Source organism: Nocardia alni, from assembly GCF_019038435.1.
Taxonomy (GTDB): Bacteria; Actinomycetota; Actinomycetes; order Mycobacteriales; family Mycobacteriaceae; genus Nocardia; species Nocardia alni.
Genome location: NZ_JAGPOX010000014.1, coordinates 1 through 21,729 on the forward strand (window position 1 = coordinate 1; position 21,729 = coordinate 21,729).

Below are 21,729 nucleotides of genomic sequence, written 5' to 3' on the forward strand. Positions count from 1 at the left end.
CTCTCTCCGTCGTCGGCAGCGTCAGATGTGTATAAGTGACAGCCGGACATCCTGGGCGCCGATCGACCCCCGACGCGAAACCGCCTAACGCACCGGCCGGGTCAGCGATGTCCGCAAACCCATCCGGACGGGACCTCGACATGCACACATCCCGGCCCCGGGCTGGAAGTGGAGAGCCCGCCCGAATTCGGGGTCGAACTGTGGGCGATGAACAGTGTCGCAGTCGTCGCCATCACGGCGACAACACCTGCGAGCATGGGGATTTTCATGTTTGTTCCCCTTCACTCCTATCGGTTTTCGGTAGCTCGGCCACACGGCAGAGCTCGAGAATGTGAAACGATTTTGTGGTTCCCTATGCGGCGTCATCGCCGAGGCGGGCACCCGCGTCGATGCGGTGTGCGGCTCGCAGATCGTCCCGAAGGCCGTCTCATGCCCGCGCTCCCATCATCACGCGCGACCACCACGTCTGTCGAATCCCCTACGGTTAAGATTTGCCGTTATGCAACGGTCCAATGGGTAACGAGCCGACATTCAGATCACGAAACCCCAGGTGAGGACTTCACAAACCCCGTGCCGGACAGCGTCCAGCGCATCCCGTTACTTTCGACACATACCCCATCGGCGACGGGTACCAGTGTCCCGGAAACGCTTCTGGACCCTCAGAATCCGCCGATGATCCACGAGGCAGTCAAGGACCCATCGCCGTATCGCGTCCCGTAGACCGCGATATTCGTCGCGACCGCCAACTGAGACACGCTCGTATGCATCGGTACCAGGACCTTTGTCGAGCGATCGGCATGGACCGTCACCACTCCGGACAACAGAGCATGGATCTTCAAGGTGACGCCATCGTTCGAAACAACCCTGCCCAGCGTAAAGCCATGCCCGACCGGCGTTCCCTGCACCGTCGCGAGCGGCGCACCGGTCCGCGGGGACGAAACAGCCACAGCCGCATGACCGTGGCGACTCACGGCGCCGAACACCACCAGCAACGCGATCACCAGGACGAGCCCCCCGACCACCGGGCGCATGACACTCATACGACGGCGACCCACCGAATACTCTTGTGCAGCAACAGGGTCGGCCGCACCCGGCACAGCATCGGGCACCCGCCCCTCGGAAAGGCCCGTCCACGGTGTCCGTAGCTCCACCATGCCGATATTAAGCGAACCATCACCTACCGGTACGTACCAGACCTCCCGCTGGAAGGAACCGAAGCCGAAATGGCATCCAGCTACACGGTCCGGACTCGTCCGACACTCGGGCAACTGCTCGGCCCCGGTGATGGGCCACACCTACGCCGGGCCGGGCGCGGCCATCGGACCCGCGATCACTTTCGGCTACCTCGCGATCATGGTCATCGTCGACCGGGTGAAGCCCGCCGACGACGCGGCCGCGAAGTAGGCGGAGGGACAGCCCGAAGGCGCACACCGCTCGACAGCCGGGCGACGCAAGTCGAATATGTTGCAGGCCAACCACTTACGTGCACATAGCAGCACCCTCGGGCCGATCACGTGCCGCACGCGACGTCCCACGTCTCGCACAGCGCTACATCTCACCCAGCCTCGAGCACCAGTGGCAGGTGCGCCAGACGCCGGATGAACAGGCTCGGCATCTGGGTGTTGGTCGCGTCGTCGGCCAGACGCACCGAACTCGTCGCGGCCAGCAGCCCGTGCACCGCGCGGGCGGTCTCCAGCCTGGCCAGGTGGGTGCCCAGGCAGAAGTGGATGCCGCGACCGAATGCGATGTGGGACTTGGCACGCGGACGATCCAGCAGCAGCGCGTCCGGATCGGGGAACGCCTCGGGATCCCGGTTGGCCGCACCGCCCACGATCATCAGCCGGTCGCCCTTGCTCAGCGGCACCCCCAGGAGTTCGGTGTCGCGGGTGGTGACCCGGAACTGGCACCGGAACGGATCCTCCAGGCGCACGCACTCCTCCACGAAGACGCCGATCAGATCAGGATCCTGCCGAATACGCTGTTGCAGTTCCGGATCGGCGGCCAGGTGGTGCGCGGCCGTGCCGATGAGCCCGGACGTGGACTCCATGCCCGCGGACACCATCTGGATCAGGATCGTCACCGCCTCCTGCTCGGTGAGCTGTCCCGCCCGCAACGCCGCGGCGATGTCGTCCAGCAGTCCGCCGACGGGGCCGGCCAGTGCCTTGCCGAGCTGTTCGCCAAGATAGACGATGAATTCCGCGACCGCGCCCGCGATCGGCCCCACCCGCTCGGCCATCTTGTCCGGCCGGACCAGGCCGGTGAACAATTCGGTACTCGCCGCGGACCAGACTGTCAGCCGTTCGATGTCGTCGAGGGGCAGACCGATCATCCCGCACATCACCCGGACCGGCAGCTCACACGCCACCTGCTCCATCCAGTCCCCGCCGCCGGCCCGCACCAGCTCGGCGATCCGCGGCCGCAGGATGTCGTCCATCTGCCCCGCCATGGTGTCGACAGTGGTGCGGGTGAACGGGCGGTGCACGATATTCAGGTGCAGGGTGTGCACCGGCGGATCGGCGCTGATCAGCACGTCGACGGGCGTGGGCGCGTCGGGGCCGACGGGCAGCAGGTCGGCGACGTTGTTGGAGAACGTCTCCGATTCCTCCATGACCTGGCTGACGCCGCGGTAACTGAGCACCACGTACATCTGCTGTTCCGGCAGCCAGTGGATCGGCGCGACGGACCGCAGCCGTTCGTAGATGGGGTAGGGGTCTTCCAACGCCGTCGAACCGAAAAGGTCGTCGGTCACTGTCGGAGCGTGCATGAAGGCGTGCCTCTCTGGAGATTGCCGAGTTGTCGGGGAATCGACCGGATGGGAAAGCGCAAACACCTTGTCGGCCAACATTTCTCGTCGTCGAGTAAACGGGGTGGCGGACGCGGCGCGGAGTGATCTACTCCCGTATCGTGCGCGCTGGAGGCAAGCCGCTTCCACGGTTTCACGAGCCGAACGAAGTCAGGTCGAGATGAAACGAATTTTGATCACCGGCGCCAACAAGGGGTTGGGATTCGAGGCGACTCGTCAGCTCACCGCCCTGGGACACCGGGTGTGGCTGGGCAGTCGCGACAAGCAGCGAGGGGAACAGGCCGCACAGGCGGCCGCGGCGAGGTTCGTCCCACTCGACGTCACCGACGACGCCTCGGTGGCCGCGGCCGCCGAGGAGATCCGGCAGGAGTCGGGCGGCCTGGACGTGCTGATCAACAATGCGGGCATCGCCGCGTTCCCCGACGGCGCGGGGCAGACCGACGCCGACACCTTCCGAAACCTGTTCGAGGTCAACCTTTTCGGGGTCGTGCGGGTGACGCAGGCATGCCTTCCGCTGTTGCAGGACGGCCGCCTTCCCGTGGTGATCAACGTGAGCAGTGGCTTGGGCTCGCTCGCGCTGGTCTCCGATCCGGCCCGGCCGGAGGCCGCGTATTCGCCCGTGGCCTACTGCTCGTCCAAGGCGGCGCTGAACATGCTGACCGTGCAATACGCCAAATCCTTTCCCGAAATCCGTTTCGCCGCCATAAGTCCGGAGTTGGCGGCCACCGATCTCACCGGATTCCGGGGTGGCCCGGTCGAGTCGGCGGTCTCGGCGGTGGTGGCCGCCGCGGTAGCCGAGGCGGGCCCGACCGGGATCTTCGCCGCCGCGGACGGCCCGCTGCCCTGGTGACCCGCGACGCGGCTCGGCTCGCCTCATCGCGCCAGGGTGATCGGCAGATTGTCCAGGCGGCGCAGGAACGTGCCGAGCCGCCATTCGGCGTCTTGCGCGGGAATGCGTAACGTGCTGCCGGGAAAACGATCCAGTAGCGCCCGCAGTCCGATCTCGGTCGCCATGCGTCCCAGTTGCGCACCCATGCACCGATGGGTGCCGAAGCCGAAGCCGAGATGCCCTCGGCCCGTGCGCGCGACGTCGAAACGATCCGGATCGGGGAAACGGCGCGGGTCGCGGTTGGCCGACGCGACGGACAGCAGGATCAGCTCGCCCGGCGCGAGCGTCACCTCCCCCAGTTCCAGCGGCCGATCGAAGAAGCGCGGCGGCAGCATCCGGAACGGCGACTCGAAACGCAGGATCTCGTCCACACAACCCTGGTAGTCCAGGGCGCGCGCCTTGGCCAGTTCCTCGGGCCGGCTCAGCAGGAGCAGCAGACCGTTGCCGATCGCGACGGTCGGTTCCGAGGCGGCGACGGTGAGCATGATGATCGTCGAGGCCAGCTCGTCGGCGTCGATGCGGCCCTCGTCGTCGTGCAGGCTCAGCAGCCAGGTGAACAGGTCGTCACCGGGCTCGGCCCGTTTGAATTCGACCATCCGCAAGGCGAATTCGTACAGCAGCCGCCCGCCCGCCTCGATCCGCTCGATCGTCGGCGCGGTGAGCATCTCGGTCTCCCACACCGGGAACCCGTCCCGCTCGCCCTCCGGAATCCCCAGCAGCTCGCTCGCGAACGTCGCGGAGAACGGCCGGGCGAACTGGTCGACCGCGTCGATCCGCGCACCGGCGCAGAATCCGTCCGCGAGCCGGTCGGCGACGCGTTCGAGCCGGAGCCGGTAGTCCGTGAGCCGCCCCGGACTGAACATCGGCCCGAGGACCGTCCGCAGCCGATGGTGATCCGCACCGTCACGGTCCAGGACGCTGCGGCGGGACTCGGGCGCGAAACGGGCCTTGCGCTCGGGCCGGATCATGGACTGCGGCACCACCTGCCTGCGGCGTCCGACCAGATCCTTGCCCAGCTCGGGATCGGCGAGGATCGTGTGCACGTCGTCGTACCGGGTCACCACCCACATGCGAAAACCGTTGTTGATCACGGGAACCGCGGGCGAGAGCCGCTGGATGAGACGCAGGGTCGGATACGGATCGCGCATGAATTCCCGCGTGATCAGCTTCATCGGATTCTCGTGGGTCGCGGCCGCGACTCGCTGTGTCAGTTCGGTGTCGTCCATCACGCGAAGCTCCGTTCGGGATACCCGATGGGCGGCACGGACAGCAGATCGAGCTGCTCGGCCGCCTCCGGGGGCAGGCTCAGCCCGTCCGCGAGGAGTATCTGCCGCAGCTGATCGCTGGTGCGCGCTCCGACGATGCAACTCGCCACCCCGGGCCGGTCCCGCACCCAGGCCAAGGCCACGGCCGGCGGCGGCACGCCGAGCGCGGCGGCCGTGGAACGCACGGCGTCGACGACGGCATCGCTGTTCGGCGTCAGCAGCAGTGGTTCGACATATCGCCGGAAGAATCCGGACGTCCGGGTGCCACGAGGTTCGTCACGGTACTTTCCCGTCAGCACCCCTCTGCCCAGCGGAGCCCAGGCCAGTACGCCGATCTCGAAATGCGCTGCGGCGGGAATTATTTCGCGCTCGATCCCTCTGCTCAGCAGCGAATACTCGGCCTCCACGGATGCCAACGGCGCCCCGCCGCAGGCGATCTGATGTTCGGCCGCGGCGCCGAGTTGCCATCCGCTGTAGTTGCTCACGCCGATGTTCCCGACCCTGCCGCTGGTGACGGCCGTGTCCAGGGCTGCGAGAGTCTCCGCCAGCGCGGTCTCCGAATCCCAGGCGTGCACCTGCCAGATGTCGACGTGATCGGTGCCCAGTCGCCGCAGCGAGCCGTCCAGGGCCGCCAGCAGATGTTTCGCGGACGCGTCGAAACCTATCGAGCGCGGGCCGCCGACTCCACCCGCCTTGGTGGCGATGACCACTTCGGAGCGTGCGATGGTGGTGCCGAGAATGCCGCCGATGATCTCCTCGGCGCGACCGTCGACGCCGTAGACGTCGGCCGTGCCGAGCAGGGTTCCGCCGGCATCGGCGAAGAGTTTCACCTGTGCGGCCGCATCGGCCGCGTCGGTGGTCAGACCCCAGGTGGCCGTTCCGAGACCGAGGCGCGAGACCTCGGTATCCGAGCGGCCCAGTGTGCGGGTCAGCATGAGTGCCTCACAAGGTTGCGCACAAGGCTTCGACAAGACAGGGCGGCGCGATCCGGGAGATCGCACAGCGCGAGCGCCCCGCCTAGGGCCGCCACGAAAGTGAGTGTGCCACACGTGTTCTAGGCATGCCGATGCTGTGAACGCGGCAATCCCGAGTGGTGCGCAGACGTTTACCTTCCCGACGGCAGAAGTAGCCTGGACCGACAGACTGCGATAACGATCCGGACGGCATGCGGCGTGCATAGTGATCGCCATGAGCGGCGATCTCGACGACCGGGCCGAGGGCACGGTGGCCCCGCCCACGCCGCGAGTGCTGGTGACCGGCGGCGGGCACGGACTCGGGCTGGCGTTCACGACCGGTCTGGTCGAGAGCGGCGCGCGAGTCATGATCTGCGGGCGCAAGGAACACCACCTCGACGCCGCGGCAACACAACTGGCGAACGCACCGGGCGAGATCGCGACGATGATCGCCGACGTCACCGATCCGCGGGCGGTGCGCGCTGCGGTCGACGCGGCCGGTGAACGGTACGGCGGCATCGATGTGGTGATCAACAACGCGGGCACGGCGGGTCCCGCCGGACCGACCTGGCAGACCGATCCGTCGCGCTGGTGGCGCACCATCGAGGTGAACCTGCGCGGCACCGAACTGGTCACCAGAACCGTTGTGCCGCAGATGATCGAGCGCGGTTTCGGCCGGATCGTGAACGTCACGAGCAACGCCGGACGCACGCGCTGGCCGACCCTGAGCGCCTACGCGGTGTCCAAGGCGGCGGTCGATGCGCTCACCGCCAACCTCGAGGGCGAACTGAAAGGAACCGGCGTCATCGTGGTGGCGTACGACCCCGGCCTGGTCGAGGCAGGCATGACCCTGGCCTTCCAGAAATCCGGCCCGCAGACCACGGCCTGGGGGCAAGCCGCGGGTTCCTGGGCGGAGAAGATGCGCAGCGCGGGCCGTTTCACCCCGCTGGAGACCGCGGTCGATTCCCTGGTCCGAGTCGTCGGGGGTGCGGCGGATCATCGCTCGGGCCGCCACGTGACCGCGGCGGAGATCCAGGACCCACCGGCATGTTGACGGCCACACGCACCCCGCACCCGTCCCACACCGACCGACGCCCCTCCCTCACGGATCCTCGCAGGAGATCTTCATGAATCAGCGACTGCTCGGCCTCGGCTGCGGGGACTCCCGCGGCAGTGCCGAGATCTTGTTGAAGTCCGCGCTACGCAGCGCCCAGGACACCGGCGCCTCGGTGGAACTGGTTCGGCTGCAAGACATTCGGCTACCCATCGAGCCCGGCGACTCGGATCGGGACATGCTGTGGCTGTGGGAGAGGCTGGCCGAATCCGACGGCGTGATCCTGAGCACGCCCGTCATCTCGCGTTCGATCAGCCCGCGGCTGAAAATGCTCGGCGACCTGCTGCTCGGCCCGAACGCCGACGCGGTCGCGACCGAGGAGATCCTGGCCGCCGAGCGCGCGGGAACCCCCGCGCCGATTCCGCTGCGGGCCGACGAGCGCGTACTCGCGCCCCGGGTCACCGGATTCCTCGCGGTCGGCGGCTCGAAGGCCCCGCGGTGGCGCACGCTCACCCTGCCGCTGATGCATGTGCTGGCGTTCCCCATGCGGATGTCGGTGATCGATCAGGCCGAGTTCACCGGCGGCGGCTCGCCGCGCTCGATCGTGTTGGACGACAAGGCAATCGAACGCGCGGCACTGCTCGGACAGCGCGTCGCGACGCAACTGGGCCGACCGCCGCACGAGGCGCAGTACCTGGGCGAGCCCGGCCTGTGCCCGATGTGCCACCTGTCCGTCATCGTCCTGCACGGCGTCGCGGTCGAGTGCGCGACCTGCGGCGCCGCCGGTGAACTCGGCGAACAGGGCGCCGTGCGCTGGACGGATCTGGACGCCTGCCTCGGCTCGATGGCCGAGAAACGCGCGCACTTCACCGAAATGCTCGAAACCGGCGGAGCGCATGTCGCCCAGCGCGCGCGGATCGAGGAACTCGCCGCGGACCTGGATGCCTACGACCCCGTAGTGCATCCCTGACAGATCAGTTCGAACCCATTCGAGGAACCGTGTCCACAGATAACGCGGGCATCGCCCGAATCCTGAACATCTTCACTCGCAGCCTCTCCGGATATGTCTTGATCGCAGCCGACCAGAGCGGGCTCATCCCCTTCCTCGCGGCGCACCCCGAAGGACTCACGATCGAGGAACTGGCGCGCGAGCGGTCCTTCGAACCCCGGCTCACCGCACTCGTCCTGCACGTTCTGGGTCATCTGGAACTCGTCGAGGCGCACGGCGACAGGTTCCGGGCCACGGAAGTGGCCGCGCGCCATCTCGATCCGTCGAAACCCGCCTACTGCGGCGGCTGGCTGAACTTCCTGTACGCCGGACGCGAATTCAGTTTCGGCAAGCTGGGCGAATACCTCACCGCAGGATCGGCTCCGGCCCCGCAGAGCAACTACGACGAGAACACCGACATCCTGAGGTTCATGATGTCGGCGTGGGGCCCGATCGGGACCGCGGCGGCCGACGCGTTCGTCCGGCGGACCGATCTGTCGGGTGCGCGGCGCATCCTGGATCTCGGCGCGGGCAACGGCGCGTTCACCATCGCGGCCCTGTCCGCCGTGCCGGAGGCCACGGCGACCGCCATCGACCTTCCCTACCAGGTCGAGGCCCTGCAAGCCCATGTCGACGCGGCCGGCCTGTCGGACCGGGTAGAGGTCGTGGCGGGCGACGTGCTCGAGGGCGATCTCCCCTCCGGTTACGACACGGTGTTTCTCAACAACGTCCTGCACGCCTGGGATCCCAGCCGTTACGCGAAGGCGCTGGCCTCGTGCGCGGCTGCCCTGCGGCCCGGCGGCACGATCCACATCCGCGAGCACATGCTGGACGGCTTCGGACCCGAGCACCGGGTGGAACCGGCGCTCACCGCCCTCGGCATCGTGACCACGGGCGGCCAGGGCGGCGCGACCGATGTCGGCGACTTCCGAAACCTGTTGCACGAGTCCGGATTCGGCGAGGTGACCGTCGAGCCGCTGCCGGACCAGCCGGACTGTTCCCATCTGATCACGGGGAGAAGACTGTGACCTCGTCACACGAGCCCAGCGCCCAGGCGTCGGCTACCGACCGGATGCGAGTATTTCTCGTCCAGCAGGGCGTATGGGACACTCCACTGGAGTCCATGCCGCTGGCCTGCGGTTATCTGAAGGCGACCGCCCTGGCCGATGAGCGTCTCCGGGACGGCTCGCAGATCACCATTCACAACTTCCGCGGCGGGCTGTCGCCATACGAGATGGCCGTCGCGCTGTTCGCCGGAGATATACCGGATGTGCTGGCGTTCTCGGTGTTCGGCTGGAACTTCCAGGCGGCCGGCGCCCTGGCCGAGACCTTCAAACAGCTGAACCCCGAGGGGTGGGTCGTCTTCGGGGGTACGCACGTATCGCATCAGGCCGACCGGGTCTTCCGGCTGTTCCCGCACGTCGACGTGGTCGTCAACGGCGAGGGCGAGTTCACGTTCCGCGAACTGCTGCTGACTCGCCTCCAGAATGCCTGTGCCCCTGCGGATCTCGACGCCATCCAGGGAATCTCCTACCGGATCGGCGACGGCGGCATACGCACCACCGAGGCACGGCCGCCGTGCATGGAACTCGACCTGATCCCCTCCCCCTTCCTGACCGGCGCTATCGACATGCTCGACGAGAACGGCCGATTCCGGTACGACGTCGCCCTGATGGAAACCAACCGGGGCTGCCCCTACAAGTGCGCGTTCTGCTACTGGGGCGGCGCGGTGGGCCAGAAGGTGCGAGCGTTCTCGCGGGAACGCCTGCACGCCGAACTGGAATTCTTCGGCAGACTCGGCGTGCACACCATCGTCGCCTGCGACGCCAATTTCGGCCTGCTGCCGCAGGACAAACAATTCATCGAAGATTTCATCGAAGTGCGTGACCGCCACGGCTTTCCGCGGTCGCTCGAGACATCGTGGGCCAAGAACAAATCGAATACGTTCTACGATATCGTCCGCACCATGAAGCGGGCCGGAATCCGCTCCTCGTTCACCCTCGCCCTGCAAACCCTCGACGAGACGACGCTGGATCTGATGAACCGGCGCAATATGAAGGTGAACCAGTGGGAGGGCCTGGTCGAGTGGTTACAGGCCGAGGGATTGGACTGTTACGCCGAGCTGATCTACGGCAGTCCGGGCGAGACCTACGACTCGTTCCTGCGGGGTTACGACAAACTGGCCCAGAAGGTTTCGCGCATCGCGGTCTATCCGATGCTGATGCTCCCCAATACCGATTACATGGCCCGCAAGGCCGAGCTGGGAATCGTGTCCGTGCGCGGTGATACCGACGATTTCGAATACGTGCTGGCCACGGGTTCCGTGGGTTTCGCCGATATGCTCCGGCTGCGCCGGTTCGTCTTCTGGGCCCGGGTGATCGCCGAGAACGCGGTGTTGCGCCACATCTGGCCGGTGCTGCGGGAATTCGCGCCGTGGCCGCAGTCCCGGGTGCTGGCCTCCCTGGACGCGTGGGTCGACCGCACCGACGAGCCCGCCGCCGCGCTGCTGCGCACCGGCAGCAAGGCGGGCGATCTGGCGTCGATCGGCGCGGCCATCACCTACCTGTACAGCAACCCGCAGGCCAAGCAACTGCTGCGGCGCTGGTGGGCCGAGGAGATCGCCCCGACCCTGCCCGAGCAGGCCGCGCCCCTGGTCGAGGAGGTCTTCCGCTACGACATGCTGACCCAGCCGATGGTCGCCGCCGCCGAACCCGGTACGCGACTGCCCGTGGTCACCATTCGCGGCGAGGAGTACTTCCTGCGTGCCGACGTGGCGTGGTCCTACGACGTACCTGCCGTGCTCACCGAACTCAAGGAGGGCAAGACGCCTTCGCTCGAACCGAATCCGGTGACCCTGCACCTGTACTACCGCACGGGCGCGGAGAACGCGGTCACCACCACCAACCACGAGACGATCATGCATTTCATGGGAACGCCCGAGGAGACGGTCAAGGCCCTCGCCGCGGTCGGGACGGCGGGAACTCCGGTCGGAGGGTAGGCGGGCGCCGGTGGCCGCGGCTGTCCGGCCCGGCCACCGGACGCGCTGGACCGATCCGGGTGAGCTGCGTTATTTGGAACGGACCCCGCAGGTGCTGCTGACAGTCGCGCCGCCGTCTTCAGTGCCGCCCGGGTCGATGCGACCCTCTTCCACGGTCACGTAACCCCCGCTGACATGGTCGGCCGAACCCAGGGCGATGTCGACCAGGGCGCGGGTCGAGCGGTCGAGCGGGGTGAGGCCGCCGGAGTCGCGAATATCCTCGGCCCAGTCCAGGATTCGGTCCGCCCACGGGTCACCGGTGCGGCCGCGACCGAAGTGGGCCCGGGTGATGCCGATGTCCACGAGGCCGGGATCGAAAGCGACCGTTGTGATGTCGGTGCCGCGCAGTTCGGCGGCGAGGTTGCTGGTCAGGGAGATGATCGCGGCCTTGGAGACCGAATAGGCGGCGGCGTGCGGCCAGCGGGAGCGGCCCGCCTCGCTGACGATGTTGATCACCCGCGCGCGGCCCGACATGCGAGGTAGTACGGCCCGGGTCGCGGCCAGTGTGCCGCGCAGGTTGACCTCCATCGTGTGCCACCAGTCCGATTCGTCGACCTCCCACAGTTTGCCTGTGGGACCGGGGATTCCGGCATTGTTGACCAGGACGTCGATACCGTCGAGGGCGTCCACGGCGGTGATGAGCGCGGCGCGATCGAGAATGTCGGCGACCGCGTAGCCGGCCGTACCGCCCGCGTCCAGAATGCGTTTCGTGGTGTCCAGGAGTCCGGCTTCGTCTCGGCCCAGAACCGTCACCGCCGCACCGGCCGCGGCGAGCGCGGTCGCGAAAGCCCGGCCAAGGCCGCGGCTTCCGCCGCTGATCAGAGCCCGGATCGGCTGCGGCACCTGCGGTTTACCGGTCGCCGAGCGCGGGATCGCGCCGACTCGTTCGATCATCCGGATGCGGTGGGCCGGGGCGACGCGTTCGCTCACGTGACGTACGAGATCGGCCAGCGGAACGTCGTCGTCGAGTACGACATGCGCGCGGGGCAGTTCACCGGCGACCGGATCGGGTACGCCGCTGACCTTGGCCTCCCGGACGGCGGGATGGGTGAGCAGCACCTCTTCGAGCACGGCCGGAGAGACCTGATGCCCCTTGTACTTGATCATCGCTTTGAGCCGCCCCACGATCCGGACGAAACCGTCCGCGTCCTGGGTGATCAGATCGCCGGTGCGCAGGAATCCGTCCTCGGTGCGCACCATCGACGGGTCGTCACCGGCGGGCACCACCTGCGGGCCCCGGACCCACAGTTCACCGGGCTCCCCGGCACCGACCGCCTGCCCCGTCTCGGCGTCTGCGATACGAATATCAGTGCCGGGCACGGGAATTCCCACCGAACCGGCGGGCACGTCCCGATCGTCGGGACTGAAGAACAAACAGCCGGCCTCGGTCATCCCGAACCCTTGCACCACCGGGACACCCAACCGCTCCGCGGCCTCGCGCGCCACCGAATCCGGCAGCGGCGCACCACCGGAGACCACGCGCCGCGGCGCCGGATACTCGCCCGTCGCGGGTTCGCGCCCGATCTCGGCCAGCACACTCGGCACCAGGTAGGCCAGCGTCACCCGATGATCACGCAGCGTATCGAGCAGATCCGGGATCGACAGCGGCGTCGCCGGAAGCACCAGCGTGCCCCCTGCCCGGAGCACCGGATTCAGCGCCATCTGCATCCCGTAGATATGCCGCAGCGGCGGGACGACCGCGACGGCCTCGCCCGCGCCGACCCGATGCACCGCGTGAATCTGCGCCAGATTCGCCACCAGATTGTGGTGAGTCACGGTGACCCGCTTCGGTTTTCCGACGCTCCCGCTGGAGGACAACACGACCGCGGCTCGCTCCCCGCCGGGGAACGCCGGCAACTCCCCCTCCGTGCGCAGCGCGTCTTCCCAGGGAATCCCGCCCTGTGTATCGGCACCCGCATCCCTGCCGCCATCTGCGCCCGCATCGGCCCGGGCATCGGCAGCACCAGAAGCATCAGCAACCGCAGTCAGATCGGCATCGGCATCGGCAGAGATGACAACCGTATGTTCCTGCCCCACACCACACTCCGACATACCCAACACTGATTCCCCCACCAGCGCCGCAGCCCCTCCGAGCAATGTCGGCCACCGCTGCGGATCCCGCGGATCCAGTGGCAACACCACCCCGCCTGCGGCCAATACCCCGAAGTACGCGATGACGAATTCGATACTGTTCTCGGTCAGCACCCCCACGGTCCGATCGACAACACCGATCGTCCCCAGCCGAACTCCCAATCCCCTTACCGCCGAGCGAAGTTCGCCATAGGTCAGCTCGCGTCTGGATCCTCTCGTGTAATCCACGACCGCGACGGCGTCCGGATCGGCCACCGACCCGAGAACGTATTCCCCGAGCGCAACCGCCCCCGGGTCGGTGAATGTATACATCAGTGGCTCCTAAAGCCGGAGAGAAACTTTGGTGGTGTGACGAGTAGCCATCAGCTGGCAGCCCCGGGCAGAGACGGCCAGGGGAACGGTCGCCTCGAAGATCGGGGACGGGTCGAGCCGCGAGCACCTCGACGAGAAGTTCGGGAAGGTAGCGCCGACCGGGGTCAGACCGCCGCTGACCGTGATGTTCCGCAGGAAGCACGTCGTCAGGTCGATACCACCGTGCGGCCCGCCGACCACGCTCAGCGCCCCACCGTCGGCGCAGAGCGCGACCGCGGTGTCCAGCGCGTCCTGCTCACCGACCGCGTCCACGACCAGATCCGCACCCGCACCGCCAGTCGCGGCGAGAACCTGCGCCGCCGCCTCGGTGCCACGCGCGGTGAGCACCCCACACAACCCGACCGCGCCGTCACCGACCACGGCGAACGCCCGGACATCCGTCCCGCAGATCCCCGCCACGATCATCCGGGCGACGGCATCGGTCGAATCCCGGACCGCCGCATCGTCGATCTCCCCGACGACGACCTCACCGAGCGTATTCCGCAGTACCGCTCTCATCGACCATCCGATCTCACCGGTTGTATCCAGCACCGTTCCGCCGATCAGGAATGCTTGCGGGCCAAGGTAATTCCGTCTGCGACCGGAAGCAGCACCGAATCGACGCGCGGGTCGGCCAGGACGTGATCGTTGAATTCCCGGATGGCGGCGGCGTTTCCGGTCGCGTCGGGGGAGACCGCCTCGCCCGCGTACAGCACGTTGTCGGCGATCAGCAGCCCGCCCGGACGCACGCGCGGGACCAGCAGCTCCCAGTAACCGATGTAACCGACCTTGTCCGCGTCGATGAACACCAGGTCCGCGAACGGCTCGTCCGGCAGCCCGGCGAGCGTCTCGGCGGCGGGACCGATCAACCGGCGGATCCGCTGCTCGACACCCGCACCCTGCCAGGCGCGATCGGCGATCTCGGACCACTGCTCGCTGATATCGCAGGTGATGACCTCACCCTCGGCCCCGACGCCTTCGGCCAGGGCGAGGGTCGAATATCCGGTGAAGGTGCCGACCTCGATCGCGGTGCGCGCGGCGAGCAACCGCGCGAGCAGGGTCAGCAGCACACCCTGTTCCGGCGGAATCTGCATCTCGGCCGGGCCGCCCAGCGCTGTCGTCTCCTCGATCAGCCGGTGCTGAACCGCGGTCAGCGGTCCCGCCTGCGCCCGCACGTAGGCCGCCAGTTCGGGCGTCGCGGCGAACATCTTGTCCGTATAGGGCTGTGGCGCTTCAGATATGGTCATTCTCGGCACTCCCGTCGAAGAGCAGTTGTTCGCCGAGCCGCAGCGGCGTGGCGATATGGTCGGTGAGTTCGAGCCCGAACTCGTCGGTGGCGGCGTGGCCGTAGACGATCTGAATCGGATTCGCCGACAGATCCGCCAGCACCGCCTCGACACGCGCGCGCGACTGTGTGGCGAACTTGTGGCGGCAGATCGGCCCGCGTTCGGTGCGGAAGAAGGCGTCCATCGTGTCGCTGTCGCCCGAGGTCACCCGCTCCCGCGGATCGCGCCCGGATTCCTGGAGCAGCGAGCGTCCCTCGGGAACCAGCCGCGCCGCGACCTTGATGTGCACCTTGCGATTTCGCCGTACCGCACTCGACAACACCGAGTCCGGCTCGACCGTCAAGCGCGACTGCAATTCCCGTACCCGGTTGAAATCGCGCGCCCAGGTGCCGCTCATCCCCGGATCGGCGGCATACATCCGCGGCCGCAGCACCCCGGTGTACACCTCGGGCGTGCAGCTGCCCGAATACAACAGCAACGCCGAATAGGTGTCGTACAGCGCGGCCAGGATCGGCTGGGTCCGCTCGTCGTCGGCCGCGAGCGCCGCGAGCATCAGCCGCCAGACGCCGAACACCACATGATGTCCCAGCAGCCAGCGATACCACGCCACCGTGTTCGCGTCGTTGTGCGTGATGCCCGGCCGGTCGGGCGCCGGACGGCACCCCGCACACGAGTCGAAATCGTCGGTGGGATGAGGCAATCGCAGATGTCCCAGCTCGATATCGTGTACCGCGGACGGTAACCCGGTGGGCGCGGTCATACCGCGCTCTCCTGCTCGATGACCGTATCGAGAATGTCCGCCGCCGTGCGGATTTCGGCGTCCAGCGCACGATCCACCTCGATCGGCGGAATCACGTCGCTCAGCGCCTCGGCCAGCGCGACGCACCGGGGCGCGGTCGGAACCCGTTGTCCCACATGGATCGCCTGCCGCAACGCCACCGCCAGCGCACCGTGCAGCAGCCGCAGCTTGTGGCTCTGCTCGTACGCGGTCAGCGCCGCCTGCGTCCCGAACGGCACGACGTCCTGATTGTGCATATTCGTCGGCACCGACTGCATGGCGGCGGGCACACACGCCCGCCGCATCGCGACCACCGTCGCCGTGGACAGCACCTGCAACCCCTGCACGGCGTGCTGGCGCCCCGGCTCGGGCGACAGCATCGGCGTGCGGCCACCGTTGCGATGCGGATCCACCAGCAGATCCACCTGCCGCTCGGCCAGGTTGCCGACCTGCGTGAGCACGATCGAGAGCAGATCACCCGCGAACGCCGCGGGCTGCCCGAAGAAGTTCCCGCCGTGCGCGATGAGGTCCTCGTCGGGGAAGAACAGCGGATTGTCGCTGACGCCATGGAGATCCCGCGTCACCGTGCCGGCCGCCCAGTCCATCGCCGCGGTCGCCGCGCCGAGCAGCTGCGGCGTGCAGCGAATGCTGTAGGGCTCTTGCAACGGCCGATCGGCCACGGGGACCATCCCGGCCAGACGTGCGGCCAGATCCGCGCCGACCGCTGCCACCTCCGGATGCCCGTACGCCGCGAGCAGGGCGGGCTCCAGGAACGCCGGCGTACAACCGAGCACATCGGCGAGCAGCGCCACCAGCGCTGCGGCCACCCGCAGCGACCGCGCCGCCGACACCACCGCCAGCCCGCACAGCGCCGTGGTCACCGAGGTGCCGTTGACCAGGCCCAGCGCATCGCGCCCGTCCAGCGCCAGCGGTTCGAGTCCGGCCCGGCGCAGGGCGACATCCGAGGGCATCCGCTCGCCGCCCACATACGCGAATCCGGTGCCGCGCAACGCCTGTACCGCATGCGCGAGCGGAACCAGGTCACCGCTCGCGCCGACCGAGCCCAGCACCGGGATGGCCGGGGCGAAATCGGTGGCGAGCATCGCGCGCAGGCCGGTCACCACGCTGTCGCCGACCCCGGACAGCCCGCGTGACAACGACGTCAGCCGGGCCAGCATCGCCGCGCGGGCGACCGCGGGCGGCAGATCCGGCCCCTGCCCGACGGTCAGATGCTGGAGCACGTTGTCACACTGGTCGGCCGCGATCTCCCTGCCCTCGAAGACCACCAGCGGACCGAAACCGGTAGTCGAACCGTACACCGCACGGCCGGTACCGATTTCGCTCCGCACGAAGTCCTGTCCGCGCTTCACCGCGGCGGCCACGTCGGCCGAGATCTCGACATCGAGCAGCCCCGCGGCCGACTCCAGGTCTCGCAGTCGCAGAGGCGACCCCAGCACTATCCGGATGGGTTCGGCGGATGAATTCATCGTTCCCTCGTCTCGTACCCGAAATATCCCCGGGCAGAGCTGACCGGGCGAGAAAGAATGTCGAAATAAACTGGCGCGCTGCACCTTTCGCATCTCCTATGATGCCCAACGCAACATACTTCGCCGCGGTAACGACCCAGTTGCCACGATGCGTCCGTTGTGCGACGCGCAACGCAACTCGCGCCCGATCTACGGCGACATCGCCGGTCCGGCAGTGTCTTCGACGCGCCCCCACAGCTCCCCCAACGATGGAGCGGCCCCACCGCAACGCGGCAACACCCCGAAATACACATCACTCGGATCCGGAGCAACCCGCTCCATCGCGAGAAAAGTATGCGTCAGCGGATCGGGATCCGCCGGACGGTAGAGCGACATGACCGGGACTGTGGCACGCACCCGCACCCCGCACAATCCCCCGGTCACAAACCCCCAGCACCGGCGACGAACCTTCACATTCCGGCCACGGACCTTCGACCAGCGTTCAGCAAACGGTCAACGGCGTAAAAAATGACCACCGCGCGGGCCGTGGGTTCAAGATTCGTCGCAGCACCCCTGCTGGAAGGATCGGGTGGAGACGGGATGAAGGCCGCCTCCTGACCACGAAACCCGGCCCCTATCAGGCCAGTTTCAGACTACGCCCGATGATCTCCTTCATGATTTCCGTGGTACCGCCGTAGATCGTCTGCACCCGCGCGTCCATATACGCCTTGGCGATGGGGAATTCGCGCATGTAGCCGTAACCACCGTGCAGCTGAAGGCATTTGGTGATGAGGTCGAGTTCTTCCTCGGTGCTCCACCATTTGGCCATGGCGGCCTCTTCTACGGTGAGCTTCTCCTGGTTGAGCAGTTCGATGCAGCGGTCGGTGAATACTCGGACGGCGGTGGTCTTGGTGGCCAGTTCCGCGAGGACGAAGCGGGTGTTCTGCTGCGCGCCAATGGGTTTGCCGAAGGCCTTGCGGTCGCGGACGTACTGGACGGTCATGTCGAGGCACGCCTCCATGGCGGCGGCGGCCATGACGGCGATGGAGAGGCGCTCCTGCGGGAGGTTCTGCATCAGGTGGACGAAGCCCATGCCCCGGGTGCCGAGCAGGTTCTTGCCGGGTACCCGGACGTCGGTGAAGCTCAGTTCGGCGGTGTCCTGGGCCTTGAGGCCGATCTTGTCGAGGTTGCGGCCGCGCTCGAAACCGGGCATGCCGCGCTCGACGACCAGCAGCGAGAAGCCCATCGCGCCCTTGTCGGGATCGGTCTGGGCGACCACGATCACGATATCGGAGTTGATGCCGTTGGTGATGAATGTCTTGGAGCCGTTGAGGATCCAGTCGTCGCCGTCCTGCACCGCGCGGGTCTTGATGCCCTGCAGATCCGATCCGGTGCCGGGCTCGGTCATGGCGATGGCGGTGATCATCTCACCGGAACAGAAGCCGGGCAGCCAGCGCTGCTTCTGCTCCTCGTTGGCCAGATCCAGCAGATACGGGGCGATCACATCGTTGTGCAGCGTGAAGCCCAGACCCGAGTACTGCCCCCGCACGGTCTCCTCTGTGAGGATGGCGTTGTAGCGGAAGTCCTTCACTCCCCCGCCGCCGTACTCCTCGGGCACCGCCATACCCAGGAACCCCTGCTTACCCGCCTCCAGCCAGACCGCGCGATCGACGATGCCGTCGTGCTCCCACTGCTCGTGCTGCGCGGCCACATGCTGATCCAGAAACTTCCGGAACGACTCGCGGAACAGATCGTGCTCGGGCTCGAAAAGGGTACGTTCCACGCCAACCTCCTAGGTGACCACAACGGCGACATCGCCTCTGCCCCCACGGTACCAAGTAGTCGAATCCCCGTTCACTTCGAACCGCCAAAAATAGGCATCAACTGCCTAGCACTGGGGTGGTGCAGAGGCATAGAACAGCTGAACCCGGGTAAACCTGCCGCTCGTATGACTCTGCTGTGGCGTCCCCGGCAAACGATTGACGGACTTACCACGGCCGCGAATTTCACCGCGAACATACCCACATGATCGAAGCCCGGCTCCACGATCCACAAACAAGGGGGGACGCCCTCCAACGATCAGGACGTCCGTACTGTCACGCATGCGGACAGGCCACTCGCGAGGTGGGGAACCGCGTCCGCGATGTATTCCCGGTGCCCTGACTGCGCGCAAACAGCGCCACCTGCAATCGGTCGCGCCGAACCTACAGCCCGATGAACCCGCGCACCCGGCCCGCCAGCGTGCGCCCACGGTCCCGGTCACGCTCGGCGAGCAGGAACGTCAATTCCTCCTCCAACTCCTTGCGCACCAGGTCCTGCAATTCCTCGGCCGCCGCGTCCAGATCGGTCGCGTCGGCCCAGGGTGTGGTCTCGATGGGCGTGCCGGCAGAGTAGTAGAAGCGTTCCGGCTTGGGCAGCCAGGTCGGTCCGATGCCGCGCACCAGCGGCGGGGTGAGGCTACCGTGCAGGCCGAGCGCCTCGACCAGCATCCGCACCGGGCGCATGAGCAGGTCGTCGCCGTCGGCGATGATGTCGAAGGCGTCGTCGGCGCCGACCATCGCCAACGGCACGATCGGCACGCCGGTCTCGATCGCCATCCGCGCGAAACCGGTGCGGCCGTCCCATTTCAGGACGTACTTCTCGCCCTTGCGACGCACCGCTTCACGGCCGCCGCCGGGGAACACCAGCACCATCTCCCCCTGCTCCAGCAGCGCACGGCAGTTGGCGCGGTTGCCGCGCACGCAGCCGATGCTGTGCAGGAAATGCCGCACACCGGGCACGGTGATCAGCACGTTCTCGGCCAGCCCGCGCAGCACACGGCCGCGGCGGCGCGCGAGTTCGGGCCACAGCAAGGGGGTGTCGATGCCCAGGAAGTTGTGGTTACCCACCAGCAGCACCGGGCCGTCGGCGGGAATGTTGTCCAGTCCGTGGAATACCGGACTGGTCCACGCTCGAATCGGTGCGAGCAGCGCCTCGAGCCTGCGAATATCGTTCTCACTCAACGACATGTGCAGCGGAGCACCATCCGACAACGCCGGTGCGGCAACAGTCGGCGCCTCATGCGCGGTCACGAAAGCCCTTCCTGCAGGTCGTTCTCAACCACGTCATCGTAACGAAAACCGCACAAGGTCACCGAACCTGCCGCTAGCGCAGGGCTCAGGCCGGCGAACTCCCGGCATACTGGGCCAGCACCGGCGCCAGCGGCTTCGGCACCCGGGCGCGCACTCGCGTACCGCCCTCCTCGTGCGAGGAGTCGATGATGCGTCCGTCGGCGTGGATGCGGGCCAGCAGATCGCCGCGGGTGTACGGCAATAGCACGTTCACCTCGACGTCCAGGCCGCCGAGGATCTCGGCCAGCCGATCGCGCAGATCGGTCAGCCCCGCACCGGTGTGCGCGGAGACGAACACCGCCCCGGGCAGCTGGGCGCGCAGATGCGCCAGCTCCGCCGGATCGACCGCGTCGACCTTGTTGAGCACCAGCAGTTCCGGCGGACCGAAGCGCTGCCCGTCGGGTCGCGCGCCCCGCTGTTCGCGCAGCACATCGGTGATGACCTCGCGCACCGCCTTGATCTGCTGATCGGGCATCGCGTCCGAGGCGTCCACCACGTGCAGCAGCAGATCCGCGCCGGTGACCTCCTCCAGCGTCGAGCGGAACGCCTCGATCAGCTGGGTGGGCAGGTGCCGCACGAAGCCGACGGTATCGGTGAACACGACCTCGCGGCCGTCGTCCAGCGCGGCGCGGCGGGTGGTCGGATCCAGGGTCGCGAACAGTGCGTCCTGTACCAGGATGCCCGCGCCGGTGAGCGCGTTCATCAGGCTCGATTTGCCCGCGTTCGTATAGCCGACGATCGCCACCGCCGGGATGCCGCTCTCGGTACGCCGCGAGCGCTTGGTGTCGCGCGCGGTCTTCATCTCCTTGATCTCGCGGCGCAGTTTGGACGTGCGCTCACGGATCCGGCGACGGTCGGTCTCGATCTTGGTCTCACCGGGACCACGGGTACCCACGCCGCCGCCGGCGCCACCGGCACGACCACCGGCCTGCCGGGACATCGATTCACCCCAGCCGCGCAGTCGCGGCAGCATGTACTCCATCTGCGCGAGCGAAACCTGCGCCTTGCCCTCGCGGGAGGTGGCGTGCTGGGCGAAGATGTCCAGGATCAGCGCGGTCCGGTCGATCACCTTGACCTTGACGACCTTCTCCAGGGCGTTCAGCTGCGCGGGGGTCAGCTCACCGTCGCAGATCACCGTGTCGGCGCCGGTCTCCAGCACGACCCCGCGCAGTTCGTCGGCCTTGCCCGAGCCGATGTAGGTGGACGGATCCGGCTTGTCGCGGCGCTGGATCAGCGCGTCGAGTACCTGCGATCCGGCGGTCTCGGCCAGGGCGGCCAGTTCGGCCATGCTGGCGTCGGCCGCGGCCGCGGTGCCCTCGGTCCACACCCCGACCAGCACCACCTGCTCCAGCCGCAGCTGGCGGTATTCGACCTCGGTGACGTCGGTGAGTTCGGTGGACAACCCCGCGACGCGTCGTAGCGAGCTGCGCTCCTCCAGCTGCAACTCACCGACAGTCGGCTCGGCCTCCCACCCGGCGCGATCCTGCGGGTCGAGCGCGTCGACCGGTGTGAACTCGAACGTTTCAGACTTCCTCATATGCCTCCATGATCCCACGAGTCAACGCCGGACCGCATCCGAGTTATTTCCAGGCGCGCCACCGCGGCCGATGCCGCTCGAGCTGCGACGCGAGCGCCGGGGCTGGGTACTCATTCCCTGC

At 67.5% G+C, this 21,729-nt stretch carries 17 protein-coding genes; 5 read left to right on the forward strand and 12 right to left on the reverse strand.

The features are described from left to right. Positions 1–659: 659 nt before the first annotated feature. Both JZ791_RS07985 and JZ791_RS46445 read right to left on the reverse strand, forming a co-directional pair. A complete protein-coding gene (locus tag JZ791_RS07985) occupies positions 660–1,031 on the reverse strand; it encodes a hypothetical protein (protein WP_216893554.1) in 372 nt (123 codons plus the stop codon). A gap of 524 nt (positions 1,032–1,555) precedes the next feature. Further along, the gene (locus JZ791_RS46445) at positions 1,556–2,749 is read right to left on the reverse strand and encodes a cytochrome P450 (RefSeq protein ID WP_216893555.1); all 1,194 of its coding nucleotides are present in this window, start codon (positions 2,747–2,749) and stop codon (positions 1,556–1,558) included. A 214-nt stretch (positions 2,750–2,963) separates the two neighbouring features. On the opposite strand from JZ791_RS46445, the gene JZ791_RS07995 reads away from it, so the two are divergent. After that, positions 2,964–3,653, forward strand: a complete 690-nt coding sequence (locus JZ791_RS07995) for an SDR family NAD(P)-dependent oxidoreductase (RefSeq protein ID WP_216893556.1) — start codon at positions 2,964–2,966, stop codon at positions 3,651–3,653. 23 nt (positions 3,654–3,676) lie between these two features. On the opposite strand, the gene JZ791_RS08000 is transcribed toward JZ791_RS07995, so the two are convergent. Together JZ791_RS08000 and JZ791_RS08005 are read right to left on the reverse strand one after the other, a co-directional pair. Next, on the reverse strand, positions 3,677–4,918 hold the full coding sequence (locus JZ791_RS08000) for a cytochrome P450 (RefSeq protein ID WP_216893557.1): 1,242 nt from the start codon (positions 4,916–4,918) through the stop codon (positions 3,677–3,679). Further along, positions 4,918–5,892: an aldo/keto reductase gene (locus JZ791_RS08005; protein ID WP_216893558.1), complete on the reverse strand. Its 975-nt coding sequence runs from the start codon at positions 5,890–5,892 to the stop codon at positions 4,918–4,920. Before JZ791_RS08005 ends, JZ791_RS08000 begins: the two co-directional genes overlap by 1 nt. 253 nt (positions 5,893–6,145) lie before the next feature. On the opposite strand from JZ791_RS08005, the gene JZ791_RS08010 reads away from it, so the two are divergent. From JZ791_RS08010 to JZ791_RS08025, 4 genes are all read left to right on the forward strand, one after another. Beyond that, positions 6,146–6,964 carry an SDR family NAD(P)-dependent oxidoreductase gene (locus JZ791_RS08010; RefSeq protein WP_216893559.1) on the forward strand — a complete coding sequence of 273 codons (819 nt, stop codon included), beginning with the start codon at positions 6,146–6,148 and terminating at the stop codon, positions 6,962–6,964. Positions 6,965–7,037: 73 nt separating this feature from the next. Further along, positions 7,038–7,934, forward strand: a complete 897-nt coding sequence (locus JZ791_RS08015; RefSeq protein ID WP_216893560.1) for a flavodoxin family protein — start codon at positions 7,038–7,040, stop codon at positions 7,932–7,934. Positions 7,935–7,963: 29 nt separating this feature from the next. Next, positions 7,964–8,980, forward strand: coding sequence for a methyltransferase (locus JZ791_RS46450; protein WP_216893561.1), 1,017 nt, complete (start codon positions 7,964–7,966; stop codon positions 8,978–8,980). Further along, positions 8,977–10,950 carry a KedN5 family methylcobalamin-dependent radical SAM C-methyltransferase gene (locus JZ791_RS08025; RefSeq protein ID WP_216893562.1) on the forward strand — a complete coding sequence of 658 codons (1,974 nt, stop codon included), beginning with the start codon at positions 8,977–8,979 and terminating at the stop codon, positions 10,948–10,950. The genes JZ791_RS46450 and JZ791_RS08025 overlap by 4 nt, the downstream gene beginning before the upstream one ends. 69 nt (positions 10,951–11,019) lie before the next feature. Here the strand turns inward: JZ791_RS08025 and JZ791_RS08030 are convergent, their stop codons facing one another. From JZ791_RS08030 to hflX, 8 genes are all read right to left on the reverse strand, one after another. Then, complete coding sequence (locus JZ791_RS08030; protein WP_216893563.1) at positions 11,020–13,392, reverse strand: SDR family NAD(P)-dependent oxidoreductase; 2,373 nt, start codon at positions 13,390–13,392, stop codon at positions 11,020–11,022. 9 nt (positions 13,393–13,401) lie between these two features. Next, a complete protein-coding gene (locus tag JZ791_RS08035) occupies positions 13,402–13,950 on the reverse strand; it encodes a zinc-binding dehydrogenase (protein WP_216893564.1) in 549 nt (182 codons plus the stop codon). A gap of 44 nt (positions 13,951–13,994) precedes the next feature. Then, entirely contained in the window at positions 13,995–14,678 is a 684-nt protein-coding gene (locus tag JZ791_RS08040) for an O-methyltransferase (RefSeq protein WP_254205362.1), read from the reverse strand. Continuing rightward, complete coding sequence (locus tag JZ791_RS08045; RefSeq protein WP_216893565.1) at positions 14,665–15,477, reverse strand: 3-methyl-L-tyrosine peroxygenase-related protein; 813 nt, start codon at positions 15,475–15,477, stop codon at positions 14,665–14,667. The genes JZ791_RS08040 and JZ791_RS08045 overlap by 14 nt, the downstream gene beginning before the upstream one ends. Next, positions 15,474–16,982 (reverse strand): aromatic amino acid ammonia-lyase, encoded by a 1,509-nt coding sequence (locus tag JZ791_RS08050; protein WP_216893566.1) that lies wholly within the window; start codon positions 16,980–16,982, stop codon positions 15,474–15,476. Before JZ791_RS08050 ends, JZ791_RS08045 begins: the two co-directional genes overlap by 4 nt. A 616-nt stretch (positions 16,983–17,598) precedes the next feature. Beyond that, entirely contained in the window at positions 17,599–18,744 is a 1,146-nt protein-coding gene (locus tag JZ791_RS08055) for an acyl-CoA dehydrogenase family protein (RefSeq protein WP_216893567.1), read from the reverse strand. A 421-nt stretch (positions 18,745–19,165) separates the two neighbouring features. Then, entirely contained in the window at positions 19,166–20,032 is an 867-nt protein-coding gene (locus JZ791_RS08060) for a lysophospholipid acyltransferase family protein (RefSeq protein ID WP_308162834.1), read from the reverse strand. A gap of 85 nt (positions 20,033–20,117) precedes the next feature. Then, on the reverse strand, positions 20,118–21,608 hold the full coding sequence (hflX, locus tag JZ791_RS08065) for a GTPase HflX (RefSeq protein WP_216893568.1): 1,491 nt from the start codon (positions 21,606–21,608) through the stop codon (positions 20,118–20,120). Between the last annotated feature and the right edge of the window lie 121 nt (positions 21,609–21,729).